The 2,308-nt window shown below is 68.2% G+C and carries 1 protein-coding gene; it reads right to left on the reverse strand.

The window, feature by feature from the left end; translation table 11 throughout:
- Positions 1–67: 67 nt before the first annotated feature.
- Positions 68–2,305, reverse strand: a complete 2,238-nt coding sequence (locus tag ACEN88_RS29590) for a catecholate siderophore receptor Fiu (RefSeq protein ID WP_413345446.1) — start codon at positions 2,303–2,305, stop codon at positions 68–70.
- Positions 2,306–2,308 lie beyond the last annotated feature (3 nt).

Consider the following 2,308-nt stretch of genomic DNA (forward strand, 5'->3'; position numbering starts at 1 on the left):
CCGCCCCACCCCGCATTGCCCCCACGGCTGCGGCGTACGGCGGAAGCGGCCAGCGCCGGCTCACAACTCAGAAATGGAAGTTGGCGCTCAAGCTCGCCCAGCGCGGCGCGCCCGGCGTGTAGCGGTAGCCGCTCTTGTTGATCGAGGCGACGTATTCCTTGTCGAACAGGTTGTAGACGTTCAGGCGCAGGTCCAGCCAGCGGTTGACCTGGTAGTCCGCGACGGCATCCGCCACCCAGTAGCTGTCCGCGTACGCCGGCGTGCCGACCGCGCCGTCCGTCCCGCGCAGCAGCTTGCCCTGGTAGCGCACGCCGCCGCCGAGCGTCAGGCCGTGCGGCAGTTTGTACGTCGTCCAGCTCGTGAAGGCCTGCTTCGGCGTGTACGACAGCGCGTTGGCGCCGCTCGCCGTGACGATCTTGCCCGCCTCGATGCTCGTGTCCATGTACGTGTAGCCCGCGTTGATCGACCAGGCGCGCGTGATCTCGCCCGTCACGGCCAGCTCGACGCCCTGCACGCGTTTCTTACCGGTCTGGTAGTACTTGAGGTCGACGGGATCCTGCTCGACCTCGTTCTTCACGTCCGTGCGGTACAGCGCCGCGTTCAGCCCGAGGCGGCGGTCGAACACTTCCCACTTGGCGCCCAGCTCCGTCGTCGTGCTGACCTGCGGGTCATAGATCGGGTTCGCCGCGCTGTTCGCATTGCCCGAGAGCGCCAGGTTCGAGCCCGGTGGGTTCTTCGAGCTGGCCCACAGCGCGTACACGCTGCTGTTCGCCGTCGGCTTGTACAGCGCGGACACCTTGCCGCTCACGAGGTTGTCCGACAGTTCGATATGCGTCGGCACGGGCGTGCCCACGGGGAGCGCCGGGGCCGACGTGGCCGTCGACAGCGCGATGGCGTCATACGTCGTATCGAAGTGGTCGAGACGGGCGGACGCGTTGAAGATCCATTGGTCGCCCAGCTTGATCGTATCGAGCAGATAGCCGGATTCCGTCGCGGATTCCCCCCGCGTGCGGGCGCCGCTCGGCTGCAGGTTCAGGCCCGCGATCGGCAGCGCCGGGTCGGGGTGGTACAGGTTCGCCGGCGCCAGCGTGCCGCCGCCCACGTAGCTGCGGTTCGACTGCTTCTCGCTCGACAGGTCCAGGCCCGCGACGAGCGTGTGGCGCAAGGTGCCCGTGTCGAAATCGGCCGTCAGCGTCGTCTGGTTGGCGAGCACCGTGTTTTCCTGGTCCTTGACCGTGCGGATCGTGCGCGCCAGCGACCACGTGGACGGGTCCGTGGCGCCCGGCGCGATGACGTTCGCCGCCGAACCCATGAAGGCGCTCAGCAGGTAGAACTGCTTCGTCTTGCCGTAGCGGCTCGTGTTCTTCAGGCGCATGCCATTGCGGAACTCGTGCTCGATGATGGCCGTCGCCATGTCGGCCGTCACCTTGTCGTAGTCGGACAGCGCGCCGTAGAAATTCTGCGGATCGACGGGCGCGGCGCCGGTGAGGAAAGGCCGCGTCGCGTCCGGGCTCCGGTAGCCCGGCAGGCCGATGGTCGGCACGCCGCCGTCCGGGCGGTTGTCCTGCTTCACGTGCAGGTAGTCGAGGTAGACGTGGGTCGGGCCGTGCAGCCCGAACGCGAGCGACGGCGCGATGGCCCAGCGCTTGTCGCGCACTTCGTCGCGTGCCGGATTGCCGGCGCGCTGGTCGAGGACGTTCAGGCGGAACGCGATGCCGGACTCGCGGTCGATGACGCGGTTGATGTCGGCGGTGCCGCGCACGCGGTCGGCGCTGCCCACCGTGAGGCTGGCGTCGCCGGCGTTCTTCAGCGTCGGCTGCTTCGTGTTCAGGTTGATGGAACCGGTGGGCGCGCCGCGGCCCGTGTCGGTGCCGGCCGGGCCTTTCAGCACGTCGATCTGCTCGATGTTGAAGACGTCGCGCGAGATCGAGCCGATATCGCGGATGCCGTCGACGAACAGGCTGCCGGACGTATCGAAGCCGCGCATGTAGACCGCGTCGCCCGTGTTCGTGCTGCCGTTCTCGCCGAGGAAGAACGTGCCCACGCCGGGCGTGTTGCGCAACGCCTCCGTCAGCGTGGTCGCGCCCTGCTGCTCGAACAGCTCCTTCTTGATGACGATGACGGTCTGCGGGGTGTCCACCAGCTTTTCCGTGTACTTGGCCGATTGTGCATGCTCGGCCTTGTAGTCGTTCTCGCGCGCCCCGTTGACGTGGACGCGGTGCGGGCGGCCGGCGCCGGCGTCCGCATCGGCGTCGGCCCAGTAGAAGGACACGCGGTAGGTCATGCAGCAGGCGCCGCACGACAGGCA

The organism is Massilia sp. CT11-108 (assembly GCF_047302915.1).
In the GTDB taxonomy this organism is placed as follows: domain Bacteria; phylum Pseudomonadota; class Gammaproteobacteria; order Burkholderiales; family Burkholderiaceae_D; genus Telluria; species Telluria orientalis.